General features: G+C 35.1%; 27 protein-coding genes and 2 pseudogenes. 21 read left to right on the top strand and 8 right to left on the bottom strand.

Features of this window, described 5'->3' with window-relative positions:
* Window positions 1-153 precede the first annotated feature (153 nt).
* The 18 genes and pseudogenes from MHB42_RS17300 to istB all read left to right on the top strand — a co-directional run bounded on the left by MHB42_RS17300 (window position 154) and on the right by istB (window position 15250).
* Complete coding sequence (locus MHB42_RS17300; protein ID WP_340807683.1) at window positions 154-753, top strand: hypothetical protein; 600 nt, start codon at window positions 154-156, stop codon at window positions 751-753.
* Window positions 754-821: 68 nt separating this feature from the next.
* Window positions 822-1649 (top strand): hypothetical protein, encoded by an 828-nt coding sequence (locus MHB42_RS17295; RefSeq protein ID WP_340807681.1) that lies wholly within the window; start codon window positions 822-824, stop codon window positions 1647-1649.
* A 645-nt stretch (window positions 1650-2294) separates the two neighbouring features.
* Window positions 2295-3356 (top strand): annotated as a pseudogene (locus tag MHB42_RS17290) (DNA cytosine methyltransferase).
* 68 nt (window positions 3357-3424) lie between these two features.
* Window positions 3425-3619: a hypothetical protein gene (locus MHB42_RS17285; protein ID WP_196406332.1), complete on the top strand. Its 195-nt coding sequence runs from the start codon at window positions 3425-3427 to the stop codon at window positions 3617-3619.
* 283 nt (window positions 3620-3902) lie between these two features.
* Window positions 3903-4622: a DUF5986 family protein gene (locus MHB42_RS17280; protein WP_155554845.1), complete on the top strand. Its 720-nt coding sequence runs from the start codon at window positions 3903-3905 to the stop codon at window positions 4620-4622.
* Window positions 4623-4645: 23 nt separating this feature from the next.
* Window positions 4646-5782, top strand: coding sequence for an ImmA/IrrE family metallo-endopeptidase (locus MHB42_RS17275; protein ID WP_155554846.1), 1137 nt, complete (start codon window positions 4646-4648; stop codon window positions 5780-5782).
* A 108-nt stretch (window positions 5783-5890) separates the two neighbouring features.
* On the top strand, window positions 5891-6016 hold the full coding sequence (locus MHB42_RS17270; RefSeq protein ID WP_269058775.1) for a hypothetical protein: 126 nt from the start codon (window positions 5891-5893) through the stop codon (window positions 6014-6016).
* Between the two features lie 187 nt (window positions 6017-6203).
* On the top strand, window positions 6204-6518 hold the full coding sequence (locus MHB42_RS17265) for a DUF961 family protein (RefSeq protein WP_155554847.1): 315 nt from the start codon (window positions 6204-6206) through the stop codon (window positions 6516-6518).
* A 13-nt stretch (window positions 6519-6531) separates the two neighbouring features.
* Window positions 6532-6912 carry a DUF961 family protein gene (locus MHB42_RS17260; RefSeq protein ID WP_155554848.1) on the top strand — a complete coding sequence of 127 codons (381 nt, stop codon included), beginning with the start codon at window positions 6532-6534 and terminating at the stop codon, window positions 6910-6912.
* Window positions 6912-8252 (top strand): FtsK/SpoIIIE domain-containing protein, encoded by a 1341-nt coding sequence (locus MHB42_RS17255; protein ID WP_340760313.1) that lies wholly within the window; start codon window positions 6912-6914, stop codon window positions 8250-8252. Before MHB42_RS17260 ends, MHB42_RS17255 begins: the two co-directional genes overlap by 1 nt.
* A gap of 210 nt (window positions 8253-8462) precedes the next feature.
* The gene (mobT, locus tag MHB42_RS17250) at window positions 8463-9662 is read left to right on the top strand and encodes a MobT family relaxase (RefSeq protein WP_340808628.1); all 1200 of its coding nucleotides are present in this window, start codon (window positions 8463-8465) and stop codon (window positions 9660-9662) included.
* A gap of 129 nt (window positions 9663-9791) precedes the next feature.
* Complete coding sequence (locus MHB42_RS17245; protein WP_050349780.1) at window positions 9792-10013, top strand: hypothetical protein; 222 nt, start codon at window positions 9792-9794, stop codon at window positions 10011-10013.
* 191 nt (window positions 10014-10204) lie between these two features.
* Window positions 10205-11722, top strand: coding sequence for a protein kinase domain-containing protein (locus MHB42_RS17240; RefSeq protein WP_155554851.1), 1518 nt, complete (start codon window positions 10205-10207; stop codon window positions 11720-11722).
* 87 nt (window positions 11723-11809) lie between these two features.
* Window positions 11810-12310: an antirestriction protein ArdA gene (locus MHB42_RS17235; RefSeq protein ID WP_155554852.1), complete on the top strand. Its 501-nt coding sequence runs from the start codon at window positions 11810-11812 to the stop codon at window positions 12308-12310.
* 65 nt (window positions 12311-12375) lie between these two features.
* The gene (locus tag MHB42_RS17230) at window positions 12376-12771 is read left to right on the top strand and encodes a TcpE family conjugal transfer membrane protein (RefSeq protein WP_155554853.1); all 396 of its coding nucleotides are present in this window, start codon (window positions 12376-12378) and stop codon (window positions 12769-12771) included.
* Window positions 12755-12958 (top strand): annotated as a pseudogene (locus MHB42_RS17225) (hypothetical protein); the annotation flags it as partial. The gene MHB42_RS17230 and the pseudogene MHB42_RS17225, both read left to right, overlap by 17 nt.
* Before the next feature lie 146 nt (window positions 12959-13104).
* Complete coding sequence (gene istA / locus MHB42_RS17220; RefSeq protein WP_258860958.1) at window positions 13105-14535, top strand: IS21 family transposase; 1431 nt, start codon at window positions 13105-13107, stop codon at window positions 14533-14535.
* Window positions 14528-15250: an IS21-like element helper ATPase IstB gene (istB, locus tag MHB42_RS17215; protein ID WP_258860959.1), complete on the top strand. Its 723-nt coding sequence runs from the start codon at window positions 14528-14530 to the stop codon at window positions 15248-15250. Before istA ends, istB begins: the two co-directional genes overlap by 8 nt.
* Here the strand turns inward: istB and MHB42_RS17210 are convergent.
* Entirely contained in the window at window positions 15224-15679 is a 456-nt protein-coding gene (locus tag MHB42_RS17210) for a DUF2800 domain-containing protein (RefSeq protein ID WP_340807678.1), read from the bottom strand. The two genes, istB and MHB42_RS17210, sit on opposite strands and share 27 nt — an antisense overlap.
* Before the next feature lie 24 nt (window positions 15680-15703).
* Here MHB42_RS17210 and MHB42_RS17205 point away from each other — a divergent pair, with 24 nt between their 5' ends.
* The gene (locus MHB42_RS17205; protein ID WP_033826700.1) at window positions 15704-15907 is read left to right on the top strand and encodes a hypothetical protein; all 204 of its coding nucleotides are present in this window, start codon (window positions 15704-15706) and stop codon (window positions 15905-15907) included.
* An 877-nt stretch (window positions 15908-16784) separates the two neighbouring features.
* On the opposite strand, the gene MHB42_RS17200 is transcribed toward MHB42_RS17205, so the two are convergent.
* The 3 genes from MHB42_RS17200 to MHB42_RS17190 form a co-directional block, all read right to left on the bottom strand.
* A complete protein-coding gene (locus MHB42_RS17200) occupies window positions 16785-17426 on the bottom strand; it encodes a Vat family streptogramin A O-acetyltransferase (protein WP_018664385.1) in 642 nt (213 codons plus the stop codon).
* Window positions 17427-17766: 340 nt separating this feature from the next.
* Window positions 17767-18303, bottom strand: a complete 537-nt coding sequence (locus tag MHB42_RS17195; protein WP_137743049.1) for a GNAT family N-acetyltransferase — start codon at window positions 18301-18303, stop codon at window positions 17767-17769.
* Window positions 18304-18339: 36 nt separating this feature from the next.
* The gene (locus tag MHB42_RS17190) at window positions 18340-19245 is read right to left on the bottom strand and encodes an alpha/beta fold hydrolase (protein WP_340807674.1); all 906 of its coding nucleotides are present in this window, start codon (window positions 19243-19245) and stop codon (window positions 18340-18342) included.
* Window positions 19246-19379: 134 nt separating this feature from the next.
* On the opposite strand from MHB42_RS17190, the gene MHB42_RS17185 reads away from it, so the two are divergent.
* Window positions 19380-19967, top strand: coding sequence for a TetR/AcrR family transcriptional regulator (locus tag MHB42_RS17185; RefSeq protein WP_018664382.1), 588 nt, complete (start codon window positions 19380-19382; stop codon window positions 19965-19967).
* 1191 nt (window positions 19968-21158) lie between these two features.
* Here the strand turns inward: MHB42_RS17185 and MHB42_RS17180 are convergent.
* From MHB42_RS17180 to MHB42_RS17165, 4 genes are all read right to left on the bottom strand, one after another.
* On the bottom strand, window positions 21159-22919 hold the full coding sequence (locus tag MHB42_RS17180; protein ID WP_340807673.1) for a recombinase family protein: 1761 nt from the start codon (window positions 22917-22919) through the stop codon (window positions 21159-21161).
* A gap of 61 nt (window positions 22920-22980) precedes the next feature.
* A complete protein-coding gene (locus MHB42_RS17175; RefSeq protein WP_033826638.1) occupies window positions 22981-23127 on the bottom strand; it encodes an SHOCT domain-containing protein in 147 nt (48 codons plus the stop codon).
* A 371-nt stretch (window positions 23128-23498) separates the two neighbouring features.
* The gene (locus MHB42_RS17170) at window positions 23499-23753 is read right to left on the bottom strand and encodes a helix-turn-helix domain-containing protein (protein ID WP_033826639.1); all 255 of its coding nucleotides are present in this window, start codon (window positions 23751-23753) and stop codon (window positions 23499-23501) included.
* Window positions 23737-24174 (bottom strand): RNA polymerase sigma factor, encoded by a 438-nt coding sequence (locus MHB42_RS17165; RefSeq protein ID WP_061785330.1) that lies wholly within the window; start codon window positions 24172-24174, stop codon window positions 23737-23739. The genes MHB42_RS17170 and MHB42_RS17165 overlap by 17 nt, the downstream gene beginning before the upstream one ends.
* A gap of 495 nt (window positions 24175-24669) precedes the next feature.
* Between MHB42_RS17165 and MHB42_RS17160 the strand changes: the two genes are divergently transcribed.
* A protein-coding gene (locus tag MHB42_RS17160; protein WP_340808510.1) for an IS630 family transposase occupies window positions 24670-25733 on the top strand; the annotation gives its coding sequence in 2 pieces (ribosomal slippage) (window positions 24670-25191 and window positions 25194-25733; 1062 coding nt in all).
* Window positions 25734-25776 lie beyond the last annotated feature (43 nt).

Here is a 25776-nt window from a genome sequence, read left to right as displayed (position 1 = left end):
GAAGATTTTTCACCGTTTGTGTAAAACAGGATGGAGGAATATTCATGGAATTTGATATCCAGTTTCCAGTCAAAGGGAAAAAGTTGTTCGAATCTACTAACAACTATTTGGAATTCTCCCATTTTGGTTGGGGGAATATTAACTCCCAATTTTATGGATATATCAGAGGCTATAAGAGATCTGCTGATACATTGGTTGAATTTGCGTTGCATCTATAGGATAGAAATATTAGATACTTACATTTTTCCCGTTTTATTTTTGTATAGACAATTTATTGAACTCTCACTAAAATCTTTGTACTTGGAGTATGCAGATAAACCTATGGATGAAAAAATACAAACAATTAAACAAGTTAGCCACAACTTAGCACAAATGTGGAATAAATTGAAACCGACTTTGATTGATGCAAGTAATAACAAAAGTGAAGAAGAAATTGTAAATGTAGTTGAAGGCTATATCATGCGATACCATAACTTCGACAAAGGATCCTTTAAATTTAGATATCCTATTGATAAAGATGCTAATCCCCTAATAAAAGGTGAAGAGAGAATAGACCTTGTAAACTTGAAAGAGCGGATGACAGAACTGGATAACTTTTTTAGTGGTGCAGACGGTCACTTGGATTATTTAAAAACGTGTAAATATGAGCAGGAGCAATATTTAAGGGGAATTGAAGCAGAAATGCGGGCGGAATATGAGGCGGAAATGAAAGCAGAGTATGAAGCAGAAATGCGTGATAATATGGAGTGGTAGGGTGTTTCTAACTCTGTCGGTGAAAGTGAATACCTGCTTTAGCTGGGAATAAAAAAGGGGGTGTAACAATGCAAAGTTTAGAGGAGTATATTGCCCGTAGAAAAAAAGAAGATCATATAAATGAGTTTAATGTTGATGAACGTATGGAGAATGTGCAGATATGTGTAAATTATGTCTTCGAGTATTTTAACCAGTATCTGAATATAGACGAGATGGAGCAAAAAACATTCCTGAATGATGAGCGGTTAAATAAGTTCAGGAATCAATTGGGTATGTATGAGAAAGCAATCCAGGATTGGCTTATTAATATTTACGATGTTCATGAAAAGCATATTCATCGTTCAATTATTAGCATTTTGAAGAAAGATGACATATTTTTTCTTTATCACACAGAAAGTGAATTTAGAAGTTGCTCCTATGGTATTTATGCAGAGCTTATCAAGAAGAATCCATTTTTAAAAGATCAAACGGAAATGCTTTTTCAGTTTATTAAAGATTATCACAGAATCCAGAGTCAAAAGGAAGTAGATAATCCACCTGTATTCTTGACCGAAGAAATTACCGAATGGATTGATAAAACTTGGGCTAAGTATAAAGTGAGTATTTGGGCTTTTGTATCAGACTATATACACCGCTTTTCAGACGATGATAGCTTGTGGCCAGCTAAACATAAAGTGAAAAATACCAAGGTACAGCAATATTTCGATTATGACTTCAAGCAAAAAACAAATCTATTTAACCTCAATTCGCTATATCCAAGAATTTCACATAAACCGTTTATGAAAGGAAAGAAACAGTATCTTGAATTACTTATGATGCACACTTGGTTACATAGCATTGAGTCGGATGATGGAAACTATTGGGATGAGTATTTCGATAAATTCACTTCAAAATAGATTGGATAAGATAAAGATGCTAATTGTGCGAGTGACTGTCATTAATTATGATTTTCAGATACTTAGCATTTTATCCTTTCCTTAATCCTATATCCATTATTCTTCTATGTAGACAAGCAATAAACTCCTGTACTTTATAACAAAGTCGCAATATCCATATTCAACCGTTTAAAATAAAGTCCTGTACCCAAAATGCCCGAAACCCTTGTAACTACTATCTTTTCTTGATTTGAATCTTACAGAACTTTATTTTAAATCGAGAAAAACGTGAACAAAAAGTGTGAAAAAAGGGCGGAAAAACGTGCAAAACGTGATTAAAAATGTGTGAAAATGAGGGAAAGATAGCGTGACTTTATTTTAAACGGCAACGGTGGAATGCGGGTTGGCGGGGTGTGAAGATGGGGTGAGTTTATTTTAAAGGAACAAAAACTATATAGAAATCCTTAGTTTCAAGCACTTTCACAAGCATTTTGTGTTTGTAGGAAAAGGTGAAAAAAACAGAAATAAGGTACTGAAAAACCACATTACTGTTTCGGTGGTAATTGATCTGGGGTGTGGGAACACAATAAAATAAAAACTTTTTAAGACGTTCAATTAAAATGATCGTCTTTTTTTATGCCAGAAAGTGTAGGATAGAGGTGAAATATGACGGAACTAACTTTAGGAAGTTTATTCGATGGAATTGGGGTATTTCCATTGGCAGCGTTTTGTTACGGTATTACACCAATATGGGCAAGTGAGGTTGAGCAGGCTCCTATTTCTATTACGAAGCGACACTTTCCCGAAATACTTCATTTGGGAGATATTACAAAAGTTAATGGCGGAGAAATACCACCTGTTCATATTATTACATTTGGTTCACCTTGTCAGAACTTATCCAATATCGGAAAAAGAGAGGGTCTTGCAGGAAGTCAATCCAGTTTATTTTTTCATGCAATCCGAATTATTGAAGAAATGAGGTGTGCAACAAATGGAACATATCCAGTTATCGCTGTTTGGGAAAACGTCATGGGAGCTTTTTCATCAAATGACCGGCTGGATTTTAAGGTCGTGCTTGAATCGTTCACAAATGCCGAAATTCCAATGCCTGCTTCTGGAATCTGGGCAACCGCTGGAATGGTCCGAGGGAATAATGTTGATATCTCTTGGTGATTGTTGGACGCCCAATATTGGGGAAAGCCCACACTTGCTCAAAGAAGAAGACGTATCTTTCTCGTGGCAGATTTTAGAGGAAAACGTGCCAAAGAAATATTATTTAAAGCCCGCGATTTGCAATCGTTTCCTACGTCTTGCGGAAAGGGCAGGCTGTCCTCCACCATTACAAGTGGAATATCTACTCAAAAAGCAAGGGGGAAAATGCCCATCGTCCGTCCCTTTCAAGAAAGACGCATGCGAAGTGCCGCAAAAGACAAAAACAAAACAGGATTCATTGGAAGTTTTGGACGGACCGATGACCCTTTTCCAACTTTGCTCGCAGGAGCTGTAAATTACTTTTCATTTTGGTACGAAGGAGAAGAAAAAGAAGGATTTATTCGTCAGCTTACCCCATTAGAATGTGAACGTTTGATGGGATTACCTGAAGGCTGGACAGCTTTAGGACACAAAGATGAAACAATTAGTGATCATGCAAGATATAAAGCGCTTGGAAATGCGATTGCTGTACCGTGTGCAGAATATATCATGGCCGGTATTGCAGAAGCTTTATAGATAAATCAACTACCGTGTGACAAATTCTATCTGTCATGCTTTTTTTATTGTCTAAATCAAGGGGGAGTGTGATTTCTTTGGAAGAAAATGAAGCAAAAGTGATGGATTGGATTGACGATCATTTTGTTTTAAATGAGATAGAGATTGAAGACTTTCCGTTTTTTCTTCATGGGAAATTGATACGTGATATAAATGGAGAAACCATGGTTGTCTTTTGGTGTGTGATTTATGGACGTGTGGATTATCGTTTTCAAGAAGCGTAAGGAGTGTGATGTTAAATGAATAACTCTCGTTCTCCGCCTTAATTGATAAGTGGAATTAGGCCATTCAAAATATAAAAATTTTGATACAGTCTTAAATACAATACTATTAATATTGTTTGTTATGAAGATAAATATTTCTATTGTATAAGTTTTATTTAAGCTGAAATGCAGGGACGTTTTTGTGTTAAATCCTATTAATAGTAAGTTTGCATCAGAAAAACATTGCGAAAAGTCAACCTTAATGGTATGATACTTCTAAACTACATAGTTAGGAGTGTCTCTATTGGCTATCGCTACCGATATGGAACAAATCGTTATAGAAGGTATTTTACATGCAATGTCTATTACTGGCAAAGATGTTGTAGATGATTTTGAAGAAGCAATTTCTAAAAGCAATAAAAATGGGTTATATGCTAGTGTATGGGCAAGAAGAAGTGATGACTTGGATGCTCAATTTAGTAAGTTCGATGAAATCGAAGTTTTTCATATTAAAAGGACGAGTCTTTGGCAAATTGACCCTGTTTTTGATCGTAGTAATGGAGTCTTATATCTATTATTTTCCGAAAATAATTTGTCTCAAGTCAGAAATAAATATATAAAGAAAGGAGAAAGCTCCCATTATTCTGTTAGTTTTTTACTGAAAAACATAGGTTTACTGCCAATGGATAATGAACAATTGGAGCTTATTCCGATTGCTGATGAGGAGAGAGAAGAACTAAATCTCAAAAGACAAAAAGATATTGAGAAAATGATTGGAAAAGATGCTGCGAATATAAAAAAGGTGAAAATGGTAAGCGTCACTTACCATGAAGATGAAGCAATCGCAGCGTTATTGCAAGAATATACTTCTGATTTTTTACTGTCTAGTGAGAGGGATATTTCTGATCTATTGGATACTCAATATTTTGGCGATAACATTATGAGTGATAATACAAGTGATTCTGTTGAGTCAACACAGTCACTAGTAACATTAAAAGATATAACTAAAACTATAGATGATTAAGTAATTAGAGAGAGTGGTATACAATGACAATATCTTTCAATGGAGATAGATTGAAGGAAGCGCGTCGTTTTAGACAAATGTCTATACCCCAACTAGCAGATAGAGTTGGAGTGTCAAAACAAATGATTTCGAAATATGAGCATAACGATGCTCAGCCAAGTGCTAAAACATATCAAAAATTAATATTTGCACTTGGTTTTCCATTAAAATATTTTCAACAAGATGATGAATTTACTTACAATGATTTAGGTACATTTTATAGAAGTAGACTAACATCAACACAATCTGAAAAAAAACCGAGCGAAATGTTAAAAAAGTATTTAGCTGTATTAGCTAATTTCTTTGAAAACTATGTTAATTTTCCGACTTTGAGAGAGTTGGAATTATCGGAAAAGCCAGCTGAAGCTGCAAAGCAACTTCGCATAAAATGGGAATTAGGGGATAAGCCAATCAAGAATATGCTTCACTTGCTTGAATTACATGGATTTCAAGTTGCAGCAATAAATTCTCATTCTGAAAAAGTAGATGCTTTTGGTAGTCAAACAAAGGTGAATGGAAAAAATTATTATTGCATTTTAATTGACCAAGATAATAATTCTTTTTTTCGTCAACAATTTAGTTTGGCACATGAATTAGCTCATTGGGTATTACATTCAGAAAAAGTAAATCCTCAAGAGTTAAATCCACAAGAATATCGCGAAATGGAGAAAGAGGCGAACATTTTTGCGTCTAACTTTTTATTACCTGCGGAAGCCTTTTGCGAAGATATAAAAGGATATGAAGATAATTTAGATGCGTATCTTAATCTAAAATCAAAGTGGAAAGTTTCTGCCGCTAGCATGGTATATCGATCAAAAAGTCTAGGATTAGTATCTTCAGAGCAGTATCTACGATTGCAAAAAAGGATGAGTTCAAGAGGATGGAAAAGAAGCGAACCATTTGATACTGTCCATCCTATATCTAAACCTACTGTTATGAAGCAGGCTTTTGAATTACTAGAACAAGCAGGTATTATCGGAGAAAGCTCTCTTTCAGATTTGTTGGAAAGGAAATACAGAATTAGTTTGCCGAATGATATTTTGGCAGAACTTTTAGGAATTCCATTGGAAAAGTTAACGGACAATAATAGAGGAAAAATTGTTCAAATGAGAAGAGATTAAATATTAAAAGTTGAAATGGCATTTAGTAATTGGGAATAAAAATATAGGAGTATGAAAATTAAAACTATTATTATGTCTTAGTAATAGAGATATATGAGGTGATAAACTTTGGTAAAACATAGTGGCGGAAAAGTAGGTAAGGCCGGTAAAACGCTCGCTTCAAAAAATAGTAGTAAATCTGCGAAATCTAAGGCGGGTAAAACTTTAAAAAATCATCAAGATAAAAAGCATTGAATAATAATCCTTGTAAAGCGCAGGGATTCTTTATTATTCCATTATTAAAAAAGTCTATATTTTAACTTTTAGTTTGATTAGAATCATTTAAGAACAACTTTAATCCCCTTTTAACAGGTTAAATCCTGAAAAAAGGGGATTTGGTATTTTAAAAGAGAAAGTTAAAAAAAGAAAGAGGTAATGAACAATGGAACTTAAATATGTTATTCCGAACATGGAAAAAACTTTTGGTAATTTAGAATATGCTGGTGAGGGTAAGGTGGAACAACGCCGTATTAATGGGCGCATGACAACATTGTCACGCAGTTATAATTTGTATTCGGATATTCAACGCGCTGATGATATTGAAGTGATTTTGCCACAAGAAGCTGGAGAAAAGTTTTTTGAACATGAGGAAAAAGTAAAATTAGTCAATGCTAGGATTACCGCAGAAGGCTATAAAATTGGTGATCGCGGATTTACAAAATATATCTTACATGCAGATGACATGGTCAAAGCATAAGGAGGAAAAAAAGATGAGATTAGCACAAGGTATTGTCATTGATAAGGAAAAAACGTTTGGTTTATTAAAATTTTCAGCATTACGTCGTGAAGTGTTTCTTCAAAATGAAGATGGAACCGTATCATCAGAAGTGAAGGAGCGCACCTATGACTTAAAATCTCGTGAACAGGGACGCATGATTCAAATAAGTATTCCTGCTTCTGTGCCTTTGAAAGAATTTGATTACAATGCGGAGGTAGAGCTTATAAATCCTGTCGCGGATACGGTCGCAAATGCGACTTTTCGTGGTGCGGATGTCGATTGGTACATCAAGGCAGATGATTTAGTCTTAAAGGGAAAAGCGGCAACATCGACTAGTCATGTTTCAAAGTCTACTCCTGATAAGGAAAAATAATGAAGACTTTCCGAAGACGAGGGAAACGCATTAAGGAAAAAGATGCTTCCCTTGTTTTTCAATTTATATTCTTCGGGCTGGTTGGTGTATGGCTTGTTTCCTTTATCCCTTTTCATCTGTCCTTTTTACTCTCGACCACATGGCAATTGGATGACTTGCAAGCACACTTTATTAGCACCTATGGATTGGTGACATTGTTAATTAGTCTTGCCTTAACTGCTGGATGTGCATATCACTATTATCGCTCTCGGTATGACAAAATAAAACAAGTCATTCACCGTCAAAAGCTCGCAAAAATGATTTTGGAGAACGGATGGTATGAAACAAAACAAATTACACAAGAGGGGTTTTTTAAAGACATTCCGTCCAATAAAACAAAGGAAAAAATCAGTCATTTTCCAAAGATGTATTATCGGTTTGAAAAAGGATTACTTCATATTCAAGTGGAAATTACACTCGGAAAATATCAAGAACCACTTTTAAATTTAGAAAAGAAATTAGAAAGTGGTCTATATTGTGAATTGGTATCGAAAGAATTACATGATTCCTATGTGGAGTATATCCTTTTTTATGATATGATTGCGAACCGTATTTCGATTGATGAAGTTGTTGCACAAAATGGCAGCTTAAAGCTGATGGAATCACTCTATTGGGAATATGATAAGTTACCGCATATGTTAGTTGCTGGTGGAACTGGTGGTGGGAAAACGTACTTTATTTTAACTTTGATTGAAGCCCTACTCAAAACAGACGCAAAATTGTATATCTTAGATCCGAAAAATGCAGATTTAGCGGATTTAGCCACTGTTATGCCTGATGTCTATTATAAAAAGGAAGACATGGTGACATGTATTGACCAATTTTATGAATCTATGATGGCTCGTAGTGAGGAAATGAAACAGATGCCTAACTATAAGACAGGAGAAAACTATGCTTATTTAGGATTATCTCCTCACTTTTTAATTTTTGACGAGTACGTGGCATTTATGGAAATGCTTGCTTCTAAGGAAAATACAGCGGTGTTAACCAAGCTAAAACAGATTGTAATGTTAGGACGACAAGCTGGATTCTTCCTTATTCTCGCCTGTCAACGGCCAGATGCAAAATATCTTGGAGATGGGATTCGAGATCAGTTTAATTTTCGGGTTGCTTTAGGTCGTATGAGTGAGCTTGGCTATGGAATGATGTTTGGCAGCGACGTGCAAAAACAGTTTTTCTTAAAACAGATTAAAGGTCGTGGCTATGTTGATAAAGGGGATAACGTTATTTCTGAATTTTATACACCGCTTGTCCCAAAAGGACATGATTTTCTAAAAGAAATTGGTAAATTAGCGTCATAAAGGCTGCCCAGCGCGGCGGTGTGCGAAGCGAAAACCGCTGTGCTGGGCGAAGCCTGCGTGGCGATAGCCACGCTTTACCCCCGTTTCTAACAGGGGGGTAGAAAAACAATAAGAAACTGTTTCAAAAGTCTGAAAAGCCTTGTGCATCAAGGGTTTAGGGTATATTACGAAGATGTCAGCTTTTAACCTTTAATTGACATCTTTTTTGTGTTGGGAGGAATGCATATGAATAAAGTACCTTGGTATCAACAATTAAAAGAAAAACGCTTGGCATATGGCGTATCGCAAAATAAATTAGCGGTACATGTAGGGATTTCAAGACAATATATTAGTGAGATTGAAACAGGAAAAATCACACCGACTCAAACATTGCAACGTGCGATGTTTGATATTTTAGAACAATTTAATCCAGAAGCACCACTCGAAATCTTATTTGATTATGTGCGAATACGTTTTTTAACAACGAACCCGAAGCCTGTTATTGAAGAAATTTTACGGTTGAAAATGGAGTACATGATCCATGAAGATTATGCGTTTTATTCCTATTTGGAACAATATGTTTTTGGTGACATTGTCGTCATAGTTTCGCCAGATGAAGATAAAGGTTGTCTGCTAGAACTCAAAGGCAAGGGTTGCCGTCAGTTTGAAAATTTCTTATTAGCCCAGCAACGTACATGGTTTGACTTTTTCATGGATGTATTTCGAGTAAATGGTGTATTTAAACGAGTTGACTTAGCAATCAATGATAAGACAGGCATATTGGATGTTCCATTTCTAACGAACAAATGTCGAAACGAGGAATGTATTTCTGTGTTTCGCAGCTTTAAAAGTTATCGTTCTGGCGAATTGGTTCATGGAGAAGAAAAACGTGATATGGGAAATACGTTATATATTGGCTCTTTAAAAAGTGATGTGTATTTTTGTGTGTATGAGAAGGATTATGAACAATACGTGAAACACGGAGCATCACTTGAAGATACAGACATTAAAAACCGTTTTGAAATTCGGTTAAAAAATGATCGTGCGTACCATGCAGTTGTCGATTTAATGACGTATGAAGACGCTGGTCGAACAGCTTTTTCTATTATTAATCGATATATTCGTTTTGTCGATAAAGATGAGAAAAAGCGACGAAGTAGTTGGCCAATGAATGCAAAGTGGCAACGTTTTTTAGATTTAGGTGAAAATAGAAAAATTTATTTAACAACAAAACCTGAACCTTACACGTTTGATAAAACACTTAGATGGTTGGCTCGACAAGTGGCTCCTACTTGGAAGCTAGCTACTAAACTGGATGAAATCAATCAAACGACCGTGATTAAAGATATGTTAAATCAAGCAAAGTTAACCAAACGTCATCAACAATTATTGATGCAACAGGCGCTTAAAACAGAAGATGTCATTAAATGATGGATTGGAGGTTTTCCATGAAACTATTAAAGTATATTTTTCTTACTATCATAGGTGGTATTATTTTATGGTTTATCGAATGTATGCGTCAAGTGACAAAATATTAGAAGGTGAAAGGAGAAATGTAAGATGAACTTTGGGCAGAATCTCTATAACTGGTTTTTAAGTAATGCGCAATCCTTGGTGTTGATGGCGATTGTAGTAATAGGTATTTATTTAGGATTTAAACGAGAGTTCTCTAAACTAATCGGCTTTTTAATTGTTGCTTTGGTTGCAGTAGGATTGGTCTTTAATGCAAGTGGTGTTAAGGACGTACTATTGAACCTATTCAATAGAATTATAGGTGCCTAGGTGTTACAATTTATAGTATATATAGGGAATAATATTTTATTTAAGTACCTACGAAAATGCTTTGAAAGCACAATTCATTAAATGAATCATCCTCATAAATAAAAGAAGCCAGTATAAATAGGGTATTGCATTTTGATAATAGATTGTGGTTAGTATATTTATGATTATTTTGGTAAATGCGGGGGGATACAATGGGCAGGGTAGAGAAAGTCGGGGCAAATGAAAACAGAAGAAGAATAAGTAGTTTTATCAAGGAAAATAACAAATCGCTTACTTTGACGTTAGGAGAAATTTCTAATTTAGAACAAATAGGTCAAGGCGGTAATGGGCTTGTCTATGCTGGAATTCAAAATAATCAAGAGGTTGCAATAAAATTTCTTGTAGAAGATACACAATCCAGTAAATTAGAACGCTTTAAAGCAGAGTATTTTAACGTTAATTTAATAGAAGAACGTACTAACATCGTTAATTATATAAATTATGAAGAAATTCATCTAGGTGATGGTAATTTTATTCCAGCTATTATTATGAAAAGGTATGACAAAGCCCTAAATAAGCTAAGAGGAAACACTTCAGAAATAAGTGAAAAGGTTCTTATTAAATTATTTAACTTTTTACTTAATACTTTAGAAAAAATACACCAAAATGGAATAATTCATAGAGATATTAAGCCTGAAAATATTTTGGTGACAAAAGAAACTGACTTTGTATTAGCTGATTTTGGGATTGCTAACTATAACGATGAGTTATACACACTAAAAGCAAAAACGGAAAGAAAAGAGAGATTAGGAAATTATGAATTCTCAGCTCCTGAACAAGCAAAGAAAGGTGCTATTCCAGCTCCGTCAATGGATATATATGCACTTGGTCAGGTATGCCAATGGTACGTATTTGGAGAAACTCATAGGGGAACAAATAGAAGAAGGATTACTGATGTTTTTGAATCAGAAGAAGCAGAACTTATTGAAAAAGTATTAGATAAATGCCTTTATAATGACCACGAACAAAGGTACCAGAGTATTAATGAGATTTTTGAACATATTGATCAAATCAAGGAAGAAAGAAGAGAAGTTGACCCATTTGAAGAAATGTATATGTTCAATGATGTTATTAGGGCTACTTGCCCTTCGGTCTCTAGAGGGATACAGTTTGTTGAAGATGAAAAATATGTAAAAAGGTTAGTTGAAAATATCAACAAGAAAAATTTCAAACGTAAACTCTGGTTTAATACTGGAATAGGAAACTTAGATTTCAGTAAACTGAAGTATTTGGGAGATAAAAAGATCTTATTAGATTATAGAGAAATAAAAATCAGAGGGATCTGGCTGTATACTGGTAGTGTTTATGATGATTTAATTATTTTGGAAACAGAAGAAAATGAACCTTTCATTATAGATGGAGAAGAGGTTTTTAGTGCTCTAATAGTAAATAATAAACATATAGTAGATGGCTACCATCAGGATTCAGGATATATAGAAATTGAGGATGAAGTATATAGACTTAGCGAACTCGAAGTAGAAGAGCATAATAGATCAAATACCTATAAATATTATTTCATAGGTACCATGTATCATTGTTCGATACTATGGCAAAATGATCATTTATTAGATACATTTCAGAAACAAGGAATATCAGATACTGAAACAGTAGCAAAATTAATAAAAGATTTAAGAAAGAAAAAACATGAAGATGTAGTATTTAGATTATAGTACCAAAATGTTTTTCAAAAAACAGTTAACTTTAAACAGTTAGCTGTTTTTTTATGCCCATTTATAATAATAAGGATGTGAAAATTAATGGACATGCAAGTATATATCGCCAATCTCGGAAAATACAATGAGGGCGAATTGGTTGGAGAATGGTTTACGCCACCAATCGATATCGAAGATGTGAAAGAACGAATTGGCTTAAATAGTGAATATGAAGAATACGCCATACATGATTATGAGTTGCCATTTGAGATTGGTGAATACACCCCTATCTCTGAAATCAATCGGTTATGTGCGATGGTAGAAGAATTGGAAGGATCGCCAATTTACCATGAACTATCTGAAATTCAAGACTACTGGTTTGATAGTCTTGAAGAATTGCTAGAAAACCAAAATGATATTATCTGTTATGCAGATTGTGAAGATATGGAAGATGTGGCTCGGTATTATGTAAAAGAAACAGGTATGATCGGCGAAGTTCCTACTAACTTACAGAACTATATTGATTATCAAGCGCTTGGGAGAGATTTAGAATTAAACGGAAACTTTCTCGTTACGTCACACGGTGTGTTTGAATATGTTGGATAAGTAAATATAAAAATGTGAAACAGTCTGTGTACATGCAGGCTGTTTTCATTTTGAAAGGAGAACCTATGAAAAAGTTAAGAAGTTATACGCGCATTTGGTCGGTTGAAAAAGTGATTTATGCCATAAATGATTTTCGTTTACCTTTTCCCGTGACATTCAACCAAATGTCATGGTTTGTGCTTTCCCTCTTAGCAGTCATGCTGTTGGGAAATCTTCCGCCACTCTCTTTAATTGATGGGGCGTTATTAAAATATATCGGAATACCAGTTGGTTTGACTTGGTTTATGAGTCAGAAAACATTTGACGGCAAGAAACCGTATAACTTTCTCAAGTCCGTATTGACTTATTGGTTCCGGCCTAAAGTAACCTATGCGGGAAAACCCGTCAAACTACAACGAATGAAGGTAAATGAAAATATGACTGCTGTTAGGAGTGAAGTGCATCGTGCGTTATCCGATTAAATATATTGAAAATAATCTCGTTTTCAACTATGATGGTGAATGTTTTGCGTATTATGAGCTGTTGCCATATAACTATTCGTTCCTTTCACCAGACGAAAAAATACAAGTACATGACCATTTCCGTCAATTAATTGCGCAAAATCAAGATGGTAAAATTCATGCTCTACAAATCAGTACCGCAAGCAGTTGTGTATTGCATAATAAAAGTGCAGACTAGTGCAGCGAATTTGTACAGAGTCTAGCACTTTTTTAGTGCAAAAAAATAGACTTGCCAGCCACCCCAAGTCACTCTACTGTTAAAGTGTCGAATTTTACCAGTGGAGGTTTGAAAGGATGCTAGCAATGTCTGAAGTTAATTGTATCAAAACATTACGAAATGAAAAAGGATTATCGATTACTGAAATCGCCAATACAATGCAAGTCAATTGGCGTACTGCCAAGAAATACGGTGATGGGGATCAGTTGCCGCAGGAGAAAACTCACCTGAAAAAAGGCATGATGTACGACGAAAAATGGGGAGAAATCGTAGTTGATTGGTTAGAAGAGGATTTAAAACTAAAGAAAAAATTACGCCGTACAAACAAGAAAATGCTTGAGGATCTAGTAAAGATGGGATTCAAAGGTTCTTACAGAACGCTTTGTAATTTTATTCAAGAATGGAAAGCAACAGAAGAAGAGGAAGCAGATAAAGGGCATGAACGTTTAAATCATCCAGGAGGAGAAGCACAGGTAGACTTCGGTGTAATGGAGGCTGTTCAAGATGGGGAAATTATTGATGTTCACGCATTAGTCATGTCATTCCCTGCAAGTAATACAGCATTTGCGGTGCCGATGCCTGGTGAAAACTTAGAATGTTTTTTAGGTGGACTTCAAATGTTGTTTAAACAGGCTGGTGGTATTCCTTTGAGCATTCGAATTGATAACCTAACACCTGCGGTGAAAAAAGTAAGAAAAGGAGATTCAGAGGCCCAATTAACCGAAGCCTTCCGACATTTCCAACAATATTACGGCTTTAAAGTGCAAGTGTGTAACCCACGCAAAGGAAATGAAAAAGGTCATGTAGAAAGAAAGGTTGGCTATGTACGCTATAATTTCTTTAGCTTGCCACCTGTCATTAAAGACCTTGAGGATTTAGGAAATCAATTAGAACAGCAGTTAGCAAATGATCGTCAACGAATTCATTATAAAAAGGAAGTACTGATTGATGAGCTATGGCAGCTTGAACAAAAGCAATTGATCAAATTACCTGAAGAACCATATCCGATATTTAAGCAGTTTCTGATAAAGTTTAATAAGTATAATGAATTCAAGCTTGATGGACATTTGATTCATGTACCAAGAGCAAGGAACTACGTCCAACTTTCTTGTGTGACATATTGGGATTCGTATAAAGTCATCACAAATGACGGTGAAATTCTATTATCTGATGCCCGTCCTTATATGAGAAAACGCCGTTTTATTCCTTGGAAGGAGATTTTAAAAGATTGGTTGAAAAAACCACGTGTTGTAGGGCATTCTCGTTATTCAAACTATTTACCAGCGCGTATTAAAGAGTATTTAACAGTGCCTTCGCTTGCCTTAAGAAAACAACGGATTAATGAATTACTGACGCTTTTACTCACACATGATATGAATGACATTGATCAAAACTTTTATAGTTATATTGGACGTGAGGTAGAAGAGACAGAACACCCTTACGGTGTGAATTGGACAGAATATGATGCCTTATCGCCAAAAGGAACGGAGGCGTTGAATCATGAATGAAGCGATTTTAACGCTCTGTAAGCAATTGAGATTGGCTTATGTGGCAGAAGCCATTAAAGTGGTACCTTTTACCGATCCAGAAGAATATATTTATCAAATTTTATTAAAAGAGCAGCTTGGCAGAGAACAAGCAAAAATAGCGCGTAATTTGAAGCAGGCACGTTTTATCGATACGAAGACGCTTGAAAGTTACCAGTGGCATAAAGATATTTGTTTACCTAGCCATTTAACAAAAGATGAATTAGAGCGACTAGATTTCATTCGAAGAAAAGAGAATATCATTTTAGTTGGAGCACCTGGAACAGGTAAAACTCATTTAGCTTCTGCACTTGGACGAAAAGCTTGTGAACAAGGATTTGAAGTGCGTTTTTATCGCGTTTCACATTTGGTTGAAGAATTAGAGCAAGCACTCCTTGTAGGGAAATTAAAGCAATTTAGAAGTAAATTAGAGAAAGTTGATTTAATGATTTTAGATGAAATGGGTTATTTGCCTTTTGGTAAAGAAGGAGCAGAATTACTGTTTCAAATTATTTCAGAGTTCTATGAACAAAAGAGCTTGATTATCACATCAAATTTAGAATTTAGTCAGTGGAACCGCATTTTCTCGGATTCACGTTTAACGGCAGCTCTGGTGGATCGTTTGATTCACCACGCCCATATTATTTCATACACGGGTCAGAGCTTCCGTTTAACCAATGCGTTGTCGAGAAAATAGAGAAAATATTGGGTGGCAATGCTCTGTATTTTTCGTTGCAATTCTCTGCACTTTTCTCTTGCAAAATACAGCTGGCCGCTTATCCGAATTTGGAACCAGCGTTGGCTTGCCCGGTGGCTTATGTATGAGGCCACCGAGAATTTGCTCAAATTTCTTTTTACCCATCAGCTTCTGCATTTCCGTAAGGGTAATGAGACTCTGACGATAGATATCCTTATAGCCGTTTGCCTTGGCTACTTCAGCCACAGCCTCTTCGTCCTTATATTTACGGATAGACCTGCCCTCGACTACCTTAAAACCGCGCCACTCTTTCCCGTGATTAACAGCAGCATCCGTGGCATAAGCAATGATTTCATTTGCCCACTTTGTAAGGTCAGACAGTTTAGAAAGAACTTCTTCAATTTCGGAGTCCGTAAGAAGGGGTGGCAATTTAAAGACAATTATCCTAAGGCAGTGGGTTTAGCAAAATTCGCAGAGAAGCATTGGGATATATTTGGCAGGATTCAGCTCATTCGACTTAAAAAAGGTGTAGATGGTCGTGAACATTTCTATCGACTAGATATGGGAAAAACAACGATTAGGAATAAAGTTCGTGGCATAACATCAAATGAGGAACTGGATAGAATTTTCGATACAGATGCTGTACGAGAAGATTAAATAATACATCTATCCTGTCTCCTCAACCTCAATAAAAAATCTAATCTGTCAACTCGACCCTATCGTTTTCAGGGTAGTTGATATGTTTCCTCAAAGAATAAAAATGAGGGTTTCCCGACTTTAACATCCTCGGCAAAGTAGCCGTGAGCAAAGTTCAATGTCAGGAAACCCTTTATTTATCAGTGCTTTGAATAGCCTTATTTCTCCACCTGTACCATAAGAATAATCATCTGCTAAATCCCACCTCTCCAACCCGCATTCCACCGTTCGAGTCATAATAAAGTTTTGCTACAGACCCCTCATTTTTATCCAATTTTGGATTAAAATCGATCGCTTTACGAGCCTTTTTTAGCTGTTTTTTCATGGTTTTTTCGGAGTTAGAATAAAGTTTTGACATAATAGAGGGAAGAAAATAATGGAGATAAGAGATCAAGAGGAAAGATAAAAATATTGGATAAGTATTGATTTGTTATTGAAATAGTATTGAATCGAATATTGGAAAAAGCCAGTAACATCAATAGTTTGGGAACATTACTGTATTGAAAAGATATTGAAAAAGACATGAAAAAATCCGGGTTCCTGATGAGGAAAACCCGAATTTTTAATGAGTTTTATATTGAAAAAGCAAAGGTTTATTCTTACAGAATTGGTGGTAAAGTTAGCAAAAGTTTATTATGACTGTCAAGAGTTTATTATTGATCTACATAGTAGAAAAAGAGTTTCAGATATAAGAAAATAGATTTTCTACTTAAATTACTTTCTTAACCTTTTGGTACAAAACCCACCAAGTAAGTCATCATCCACACTACTTTTCGAGAGTGAAGTATTTTAGAACAAAGATCAGAAGAACCTATTAAGCATCCAGTCCGATCTTAATTTAATTGTTCTTTTTCAATTTATCTATATGTCCACCTATTATGAACTCGAGATTATCACTAATTTTCTTAGAATCCCAATCCCACCACTTTATTGTTAGCCAATCCTCTATTACTTTATCTGAATAACGTTTTTTTATAACTATCGCAGGATTTCCTCCAACAACTGTATAGGGGGCTACATTTTTTGTAACAACTGATTGTGCAGCAATTATTGCTCCATCTCCAATTTTGACTCCAGGCATAATTGTTACATCTCTTCCTATCCATACATCATTTCCGACTTCAGTATCTCCTTTAATCGGCAGGTCGTCTAAGGTAGGTACATACATATCCCACCCACTGCCAAACAAATGGAATGGATAAGTAGAGCCATCCATTTGATGGTTCGCTCCATTCATAATAAAGGTTGTTCCTGGACCTATCGAACAAAACTTTCCTATAATCAGTTCATCACCTATTACTTCATAGTGATATAGAACTTGTTCTTCAAATGACTCTCCATGTTTACTATCGTAGTACGAATAATCCCCAACAGAAACATTTTTTCTTGTTATAGTTGGCTTAATAAATTGAACATTTTTATTTCCTTCTAATGGAAATGGAGTTTGTGGATTTGGTCCAGGAAAATTATTAGCAGACATAAACTCACTCCTTTATATCATTGTTTAAAGATGACTTGCTAATTTAATCACAACGAATTATTTCACACAGGCCGAGGCAGCGGTCGTTTTTTCCATTTCCCCTACTAACTGGTTAAAGTCTATTTTTTTATAGTCAAAAAATGCTTAATAATGTTACTCGAAGTATGAATCAATTAAGAAATGGATTAAACTACCATGAAAGATATACTTTTAATAGAGGGGCTCTAAAAACGGAACAGCTGTATCATCTCCAATTCTAGAACTTCTTCAGAAAAAACCATATTGAACACCAATAAAAAAGATATAATTAATGGTCATATTCTTAATTTTAATTTACATTTTATTCAAAAAACACACGAGGATATTCAACAACTCCTGAAACTTTATCAAGGGTATTTCCGCCTAACTCCACTGCCATAAACGACTCGTCTGGCACTTCAAAAGGTGCTTTTATTCCCCAAGTGGATGCTTTTTTGAACCCGAACTTCGGATAATATTCAGGATGCCCTAAAACAACAACCGAATTAAATCTAAGCTCTTTTGCCTTTTGCAATGCTTTACTAATCAATAATTTACCTACGCCTTGATTTTGATATTCTGGTAGGACAGATACAGGTGCAAGAGCGAGTGACTCTACAACTTGATCTTCATTTTTAATTTTTATCTTGGATAATAGAATATGTCCCACTTGTTTGTTATCATCATTATCCATCGCCACTAAAGATAATTCTGGTATAAATACGTTTGAATTTCTAATACGAGACACCAAATGATGTTCATTTTTATCACTGTGCTCCGCATTAGCGAATGCATTCTTTACCACTTCTTCAGTTATTTTATAGTCTTTCACCTGTTCTTGTTTAATTACTATGTTCATTTCTTTATAGCTCCTGTTCAAGTACATATTTTTACTTTACTCTTTCCCTAGAAATGTTGTAATAACTCGGGTAAACTCTTCCGGTCTCTCTTTCTGTGGCCAATGTTTACACCCTTCCATTACATACAGCTCGGAAGCCTTCATAGCCTCATGTGCTTCAAACGCATGTTTAATAGGAACTGAGGTATCTTTTGACCCATGAACGATTAATGTCCGTTTTTTAATTTCAGATAGATTTTCTGCCAACTTAGTTCTAAGTCCTGTGCGTGTAATCTCACTTCTCTGGAATGACATAAATGCTTTACCAGCATGTGGTGCTTGTAAAAATCCATAAATTTCATCTACAAGTTCTTCTGATACATTATTAGGATTTCCAAATAAACTATTTAGCAGCGTCCACTTCACAAATCTTCTGCTTTTACTTGACCATTTATACGAAAGTTCATTGAGGAATGATTGTGTATACCAATAAGTGAGAAGATGATAAGGAAGTTTACTAAATAGCCCCCACGCACCTACTAATACTAGCTTTTCTACTCGAGCTGGATATTCGAGCGTATACCCAAGAGAGATTCCTCCACCTAAAGATAGTCCAACCAAGTTAGCCTTCTCAAGGTGAAGACGATCTATTATTTGATTCAATATATCAATGTAAAAGGAAAGTGAATATTCCACATTAGGTTTATCACTTTCTCCATACCCAGGAAGGTCAGGAGCAAATACACGGTGATTTTTTGATAAAGGACCTAATACCTCACTCCAAGATATATTTGCTGAATCAACTCCTGCACCATGCAAAAGTATCACAGGAGAACCAGATTCTCCAGCTGTATAGCAATTGACATTTATATCATTTAATTTTAGTTTTATCGTTTTAATTTCTGGAAAGTTTCCTATCATAATATTAATCCTCCACAGCATTTTAATAGATTCATGTTTCATCGCCTTTAAATTATGAACTATTTTAACTCGTTTATTTCATAATATACAAAAACTATTTTTTCTGCAACAACTTATGAACTATTTTTATTGTTTTATTACATAATTTTTATTAAACTAACAATGAGGTGAAGAAAATGGATGGGTTTGAAAAACGTAGGGAACAAAAGAAAAGAGACATTTTAAATGCCGCATTAGCCCTATTCATGGAGTATGGATTACAAAAGGTATCTATTACAGAAATAGCTAAAAAGGCCAATGTATCGCAAGTCACCATATATAATTACTTTGAAAGTAAAGAAAATCTAGTTCGTTTAGTTTTTAAGTTTTATGTTGATCAGATATGGGATGAACAAAAACATCTATTAGTTAATGACCTTCCATTTAATGAGAAGATTAAAAAGATTATATTTGAAAAAGGTATTGCCGCTAATCAAATAAGCGAACGATTTTTTCAAGACTTTATGAAAGATTATGCAAGTGGGCAGAGTTATGTTGAAGAAGTATATCAAAAGGAAGCCCTTCCACTCTTCATTAAACTTTTTAATGAAGGTAGAGAACAAGGATATATTGACTCTGAGATATCAGATGAAGCTATTTTATTCTATTTAAAGATGTTTCAAGAATATTTGCAGCGTGAAGATGTTGCCACAATGACACTTCCAATTGCTGAGGATCTTACCAAGTTATTCTTTTACGGCATAGCAGGTAAGAAAGAAGATTAAGACCTTGTTTACCAAGTAAAGTTGGGTAGGAATTCTTAAATTAAGTATTTAATAAAAATGAAGACTTATTTTCGGAATTACTCCTTGGGCTTATCCTCGATTAAACCAAACAAAAGCATTTGAGAAAAAACTTTACTGAGGGAATTTTCAAACTATAATTCAAGTAAATGTTCTTAAAGAAATATTTTATCAAAATAAGGAGTTGAATCTTGTTTTAGATTCAACCCTTCATTTTTTATCTATATTTTCTCTCTTTTTTCTTTTAAGAACTTCCAAATGTTCATTTTAACGATATTCGGATCAGAGTCGGTAATGTTTATTTTAATTGAGAGATTTACTTTTTAAACAGACAATTTTCCACCATAAGAATAATCATTTGCTAAAACCCCACCCCTCCAACCCGCATTCCACCGTTTCACTCATAATAATGTTTTGCTACAGACCCCTCATTTTTATCCAATTTTGGATTAATATCGGTCGTTTTTCGGGCCTTTTTCGGCTGTTTTTTCACGGTTTTTTCGGAGTTGGAATAAAGTTTTGCCATAATAGAGGGAAGAAAATGGTTGAGATAAGAGGTAAAGAAAAAAGATAAAAATAGTGGAAAAATTATTGAGATTATATTGATTAGTATATTGGATAAACCCACTATTATCAATCGGTTTAGGTACATATATGTATTGAAATGATATTGAAAAAGACATAAAAAACTCGGGATCCTGATGTGGAAAAACCGAGTTTTTAATGAGTTTTATATTGAAAAAGCAAATGTTTATTTTGACAGTATTGGTGGTGAAGTTAGCAAGAGTTTATTTTGGTTGCCAAGAGATTAATATTTATCTACACCACTGTTCTTTTAAAAAAATCTCACCCCATCTTCACCCCACGCCAACCCGCATTCCACCGTTGCCGTTTAAAATAAAGTCACGCTATCTTTCCCTCATTTTCACACATTTTTAATCACGTTTTGCACGTTTTTCCGCCCTTTTTTCACACTTTTTGTTCACGTTTTTCTCGATTTAAAATAAAGTTCTGTAAGATTCAAATCAAGAAAAGATAGTAGTTACAAGGGTTTCGGGCATTTTGGGTACAGGACTTTATTTTAAACGGTTGAATATGGATATTGCGACTTTATTATAAAGTACAGGAGTTTATTGCTTGTCTACAACCACCCTAGACATCCACGCCACACACTCAACATGCGTCGTCACTACTATGTGGATACAATTTATTGTCCTCGTTGCCTGTATGTGAACACAATTCATTAGATGCATTTGTGTTATCTTTTTTTGCGTTTCTTCTAGCAGGTTTAAATTTTTCACCATCAAGACTGTTACTTAGTCCTGTTTTATATACAAAAGTAATCATGGCAGGATCTTTATTTCCATCTTCATCTATTCCACCAACGATTACTTTTTCAACTACACTTTCAAATACATAACGATCAAAAGTATCGATAACCTCATTTTGTTCTAACACTTTTTTGAAGGCTAATAACCGTTTTTTAATATCTTTTTCTTCTTCTAAATTTGACAGCGATTTTTCTCTTTCTTGAACTTTTTCATTTATCTTCTGCATTAGTTCATTATATTTTTCTTCATACGTTTCTTTGTCGATAATATCCTCTAATCTCATGTCTACTAACTTATTCTTTTTGTTTTCTAACCCTTGAACTTCCTTTTCTATTTTAGAAAGTTCTTTTTGAATCGTACTGGCACTTAAAGCCTCTTCCATTCGTTGCAAAAACTCATCTAAAACGTCTTTGTTATTATTACACATAATACGGTAACTTTCCAAAAAGGCCTTTTCAATGGCTTCTTCTGGTATTCCTTTACTATCTGGACAAAACTTTTTACCTTTCTTCGTACTCGTAACACATTGCCAAATTGTCTTGCCATATTTAGTTCCACTATGCCATCTACGTCTTGTTAATGTACTGCCACAATAAGCACAATCAATCATGCAGCTAAAAGCATATTTACGACTGAATTTTTCACGTTTACCACCATTTTTTTCTACCGTATTTCTTCCCCTACTTCGTCTTAATCTGATCTCCTGCGCTTTATCAAATATTTCAGCACTGACAATGGGTTCATGGTGATTTCTTAAATAATATTGATCTTCTTCTCCAAAATTTTCCAATCGACGTTTCGAAATAGGATCCAATGTGAAAGTTTTTCCCATTAAAAGATCGCCTTTATATTTTTCATTCTTAATAATTCCAAGTACCGTCGATTCAGCCCATGTTGGAGTACCTCTTTTAGTTTTATAGCCTAAATTCTCAAGTTCTCTTGCAATGATACTGCCCCCGGCTCCTTCAACATACCTGTGGAATATATAACGAACAATTTCTGCTTCTTTCTCGTTTACAGTTATACTCTTATCTTCTGGGTGATAATCATAACCGAGACAGCCTTGAAAACCGACTAATTCACCTCGTTTCATTTTCATCTTTAATCCTTTTTTTACATTAGAAGATATATTCTCAACTTCTTGTTGTGCTACTGAACTCAACACTACGAGTAACAATTCACCATCCATTGTAAGCGTGTTAATTTTTTCATCTTCAAAATAAACAGCTATATCTCTTTCCTTTAGCATACGGACATATTTCAACGTATCCAGTGTATTTCTTGCAAATCTGGATATTGATTTTGTAATGACCATATCAATATCTCCATTCATACAGTCATTAATCAATCGCTGGAAATCTTCCCGCTTTGTTACCTGTGTTCCAGTAATTGCTTCGTCAGCATATATATCAGCTAATACCCATTCCATATTTTTCTTGATTAAATCCGAATAATATGCAACTTGTGACTTATAACTGTTTAACTGGTCTTCTGAATCTGTACTAACTCTACAATACGCTGCAACCCGAAGCCGTTCAATTTCTCTTCCACGTTTTTGGTTAGCCAAGTTACTATTTGCCCTAATCACTTCAACTCCTGACATAATAGCTCCTCCTTTTGTGTTCCTTATATACTTTGTATTATAGCATCGCTAGGAACACAATTCAGCTTGTAATGTCAGAAACAATACCATACTCTTTCATTAATTTGTTTTTTACAATATAATATTCTTTATCTGAAATTAGTTTACGGGTTAGCAGTTGTTTTAACATAGCAATTTGCATACTATATAGAATCAAATTCTGTTTCAAAAAAACGCCCCCTTACCTAATCTATTAAAAAATCAGACGGCTGTTGGTACAGCTCCACGGGAATTTCACCCCTGCAAGTATTTCTTCCAGCCCTACTCATAGCTTGCGACGCTTTGAACGCTCGAACCATGACGGTAGGGGAGTATCATTATCTTTACTGATGGGTTATCGCCAGCAATCCACCACAATTACATTAGATTCACAAATTATCGCTCGTTCCTAACGAAAGTCATGGCGTATGAATCAAGTGGCTCATCATCAGTAGAACGTATCTGATTTTTTGTTTATACTGCACGGCGTTATCTTCCGTGCTTTCTTTGTCAAAGAACAAATATATGATTAATGAAAGGGAAAACCTAACCATTCTGTATTCAAATTTTGAAAGCTAAAACAGATTGCATAAGCTTCGCTCGTAAGCGATCACGTGTATCTTCATCGATGCCCCAATAAGTGTTTCCTTGTTCATCACGGAGCTTACGCATGGATAGGCTTGTCATATAGCTTCCATAATGCAGAACAACTACTTTCATTGCTTCTGGCTCACCCTTATTTGCAGCTAAAATAATTGGGTACGGCAATAAACCACGCTCGTTGTTTTCAATATTAGAATTATTCATCCCATTCATCTGCATGTTCCTCCAAAAATCGCTTTAACCGTTCAAAAGAGCTTGTCCGCCTATACTGAACTGTACTACGTGGAATGTCGAGTAGTTGACCAATTTCCACATCAGACAGTTGAAAAAAATAGTATAGTAGGACAGTGATACGCTTTTCCTTTGGCAAGGTACGCATGGCTTCAGCAAGTAATTTCGGAGTGATTTTCTTTCCAGCCACTTGAAAACTTTGCCCTTCTTCTCCTTCATATTGCTTATCTAAGGTATAGAGTTGATTTTCTTCTTGTGGGGTGAGATCAGAAAATGTCATCTCCTTTGCTTGTCGTTGTTTTCTTTCATTAAAAATATTGATTGCTTCATTCTTCAAAACACGTTTACAAAAAGCATTAAATGCACAGCGAACTTGCCACTCGGTACGATCTGGTTCTATCATGCATTTCCTCTCCCTTCGCAACTGCAAAGGTGGGTGATGATTTCCCCTTTCATAACCTTCAACAAGATTTTTTGTGAAATGCCAAAAATAAGAGAAGTTTTCTTAAAAAAATTGTGAAATGCACAAAAAAAGCCCAACTGAACATAAGCCAGCTAGGCATAAAATTTGACGCTTTCTATTAAATTTTTAGTTATAATAATCTGACAGCACTTTAAGATGTTTCTTGATATGGCTTGCGATATCCAATAAAGGTAAGCATAAATAAACACGGCGATAACCTCCTTCATACCGCCGTGTCCTTAAAAAAGAGCGAACTTAATACACCTTCCGTAATTCTATTTTTTAGAAAAATGGCGGCTTTGAAATTTCTTATTTTCAAAACCGCCGTTTGATATATTATCTTTCTATATATAAGGTGATTAACTTTTAGACTTACACTCTTTTTCTTCGTTTTCCTGTATACTATTCTTAATAGATATGAAACGGAGAAAAATGATGCGTAAAATTGTCCTAATTCCTGAAGAACAAATTCCTGCTGCTTTAGAAGAATTAAAGCTTGTCATGAAAGAAGAAAACAATCATAAAATGTTCGTTCGCTACCAAGTGATTTATATGTTACTTTCCGGCGAATCGTATGAAAAAATTGTCGACTATACAGGTCTTTCTTTAGCGACGCTGTTCAATTATCGCAAAGCTTATTGTGAAAAAGGGATCGCTGGACTTGGACGTAAAAAACAACCTGGTCGAAAGCGTCATTTAACGGCTGAACAAGAAGCACGAGTCGTCGCGACAATTGTCAACCAAACGCCTAAAGATGCTGGTTTTCCCGTTGAAATGAACTGGACAGCGCCTCTTCTTCGCGATTGGATTGAGCGAACATTTGGTGTGTCTTTTTCTGTACGTGGGACACGTGATTTATTGTACCGTCTTGGTTTAAGTTATACGAAACCAACGTATACATTGGAAAAAGCAGACCCCCTCAAACAAGCAGTTTTCCTTGAAAAATTTGAACAGGCGAAAAAAAACTAATTCATGGTCAAATTGATCGTATTTTATTTGAAGACGAGTCAATGATCCGTGATTACCAAGCGATTTCCAACACGTGGTTTCTTAAAGGTCAACAAAAAATCATTCCAACATATGGCCGACATCAAGGGGTTAAGCTAATTGGTACATTGGATTACGAAACGGGCGATGTATTTTGCGTGCAAGAAGAACAATATACCGCTGTTGAATTCCTAAGTTTTTTAGAAAAAGTCATCGCTCGTTATCCGAATGAACGCATCGTGATGGTATTAGACAATGCGCGCATACACCATGCGAAATTGATTCAACCATTTTTAGAAAAGTATCAAGATTTCTTTGAATTTCTGTTCCTTCCGCCGTACAGTCCCAATTTAAATTTAATCGAAGGACTGTGGAAATGGATGAAGACAACGGTGATCCACAATGTCTTTTACTCAAATGTCGGAAAGATTCAACGTGCTGTCCAAGGCTTTATCCAAATGATTAATCAAACACCTGAAAATACGGTGAATAGGCTGTGCTTGAAACTCTAATTTTCTTTCACCGTATATATATATACATTTTTCACACTACAAA

It is taken from the genome of Lysinibacillus sp. FSL K6-0232, assembly GCF_038008325.1.
Classification (GTDB): Bacteria; Bacillota; Bacilli; order Bacillales_A; family Planococcaceae; genus Lysinibacillus.
The sequence above is the reverse complement of the archived record's forward strand: the minus strand, read 5'-3'. Positions and strand labels throughout refer to the sequence as shown.

Coding starts and splice junctions, on each gene's coding strand:
- MHB42_RS17255 (WP_340760313.1), top strand. CDS start 6,912: ATGAAGACTTTCCGAAGACGAGGGAAACGCATTAAGGAAAAAGATGCT.
- MHB42_RS17275 (WP_155554846.1), top strand. CDS start 4,646: ATGACAATATCTTTCAATGGAGATAGATTGAAGGAAGCGCGTCGTTTT.
- MHB42_RS17300 (WP_340807683.1), top strand. CDS start 154: ATGGATATATCAGAGGCTATAAGAGATCTGCTGATACATTGGTTGAAT.
- istB (WP_258860959.1), top strand. CDS start 14,528: ATGAATGAAGCGATTTTAACGCTCTGTAAGCAATTGAGATTGGCTTAT.
- MHB42_RS17185 (WP_018664382.1), top strand. CDS start 19,380: ATGGATGGGTTTGAAAAACGTAGGGAACAAAAGAAAAGAGACATTTTA.
- MHB42_RS17195 (WP_137743049.1), bottom strand. CDS start 18,303: ATGAACATAGTAATTAAACAAGAACAGGTGAAAGACTATAAAATAACT.
- MHB42_RS17190 (WP_340807674.1), bottom strand. CDS start 19,245: ATGAAACATGAATCTATTAAAATGCTGTGGAGGATTAATATTATGATA.
- MHB42_RS17245 (WP_050349780.1), top strand. CDS start 9,792: ATGAACTTTGGGCAGAATCTCTATAACTGGTTTTTAAGTAATGCGCAA.
- MHB42_RS17240 (WP_155554851.1), top strand. CDS start 10,205: ATGGGCAGGGTAGAGAAAGTCGGGGCAAATGAAAACAGAAGAAGAATA.
- MHB42_RS17165 (WP_061785330.1), bottom strand. CDS start 24,174: ATGATAGAACCAGATCGTACCGAGTGGCAAGTTCGCTGTGCATTTAAT.
- MHB42_RS17170 (WP_033826639.1), bottom strand. CDS start 23,753: ATGAATGGGATGAATAATTCTAATATTGAAAACAACGAGCGTGGTTTA.
- MHB42_RS17200 (WP_018664385.1), bottom strand. CDS start 17,426: ATGTCTGCTAATAATTTTCCTGGACCAAATCCACAAACTCCATTTCCA.
- MHB42_RS17295 (WP_340807681.1), top strand. CDS start 822: ATGCAAAGTTTAGAGGAGTATATTGCCCGTAGAAAAAAAGAAGATCAT.
- MHB42_RS17260 (WP_155554848.1), top strand. CDS start 6,532: ATGAGATTAGCACAAGGTATTGTCATTGATAAGGAAAAAACGTTTGGT.
- MHB42_RS17235 (WP_155554852.1), top strand. CDS start 11,810: ATGGACATGCAAGTATATATCGCCAATCTCGGAAAATACAATGAGGGC.
- istA (WP_258860958.1), top strand. CDS start 13,105: ATGCTAGCAATGTCTGAAGTTAATTGTATCAAAACATTACGAAATGAA.
- MHB42_RS17265 (WP_155554847.1), top strand. CDS start 6,204: ATGGAACTTAAATATGTTATTCCGAACATGGAAAAAACTTTTGGTAAT.
- MHB42_RS17180 (WP_340807673.1), bottom strand. CDS start 22,919: ATGTCAGGAGTTGAAGTGATTAGGGCAAATAGTAACTTGGCTAACCAA.
- MHB42_RS17230 (WP_155554853.1), top strand. CDS start 12,376: ATGAAAAAGTTAAGAAGTTATACGCGCATTTGGTCGGTTGAAAAAGTG.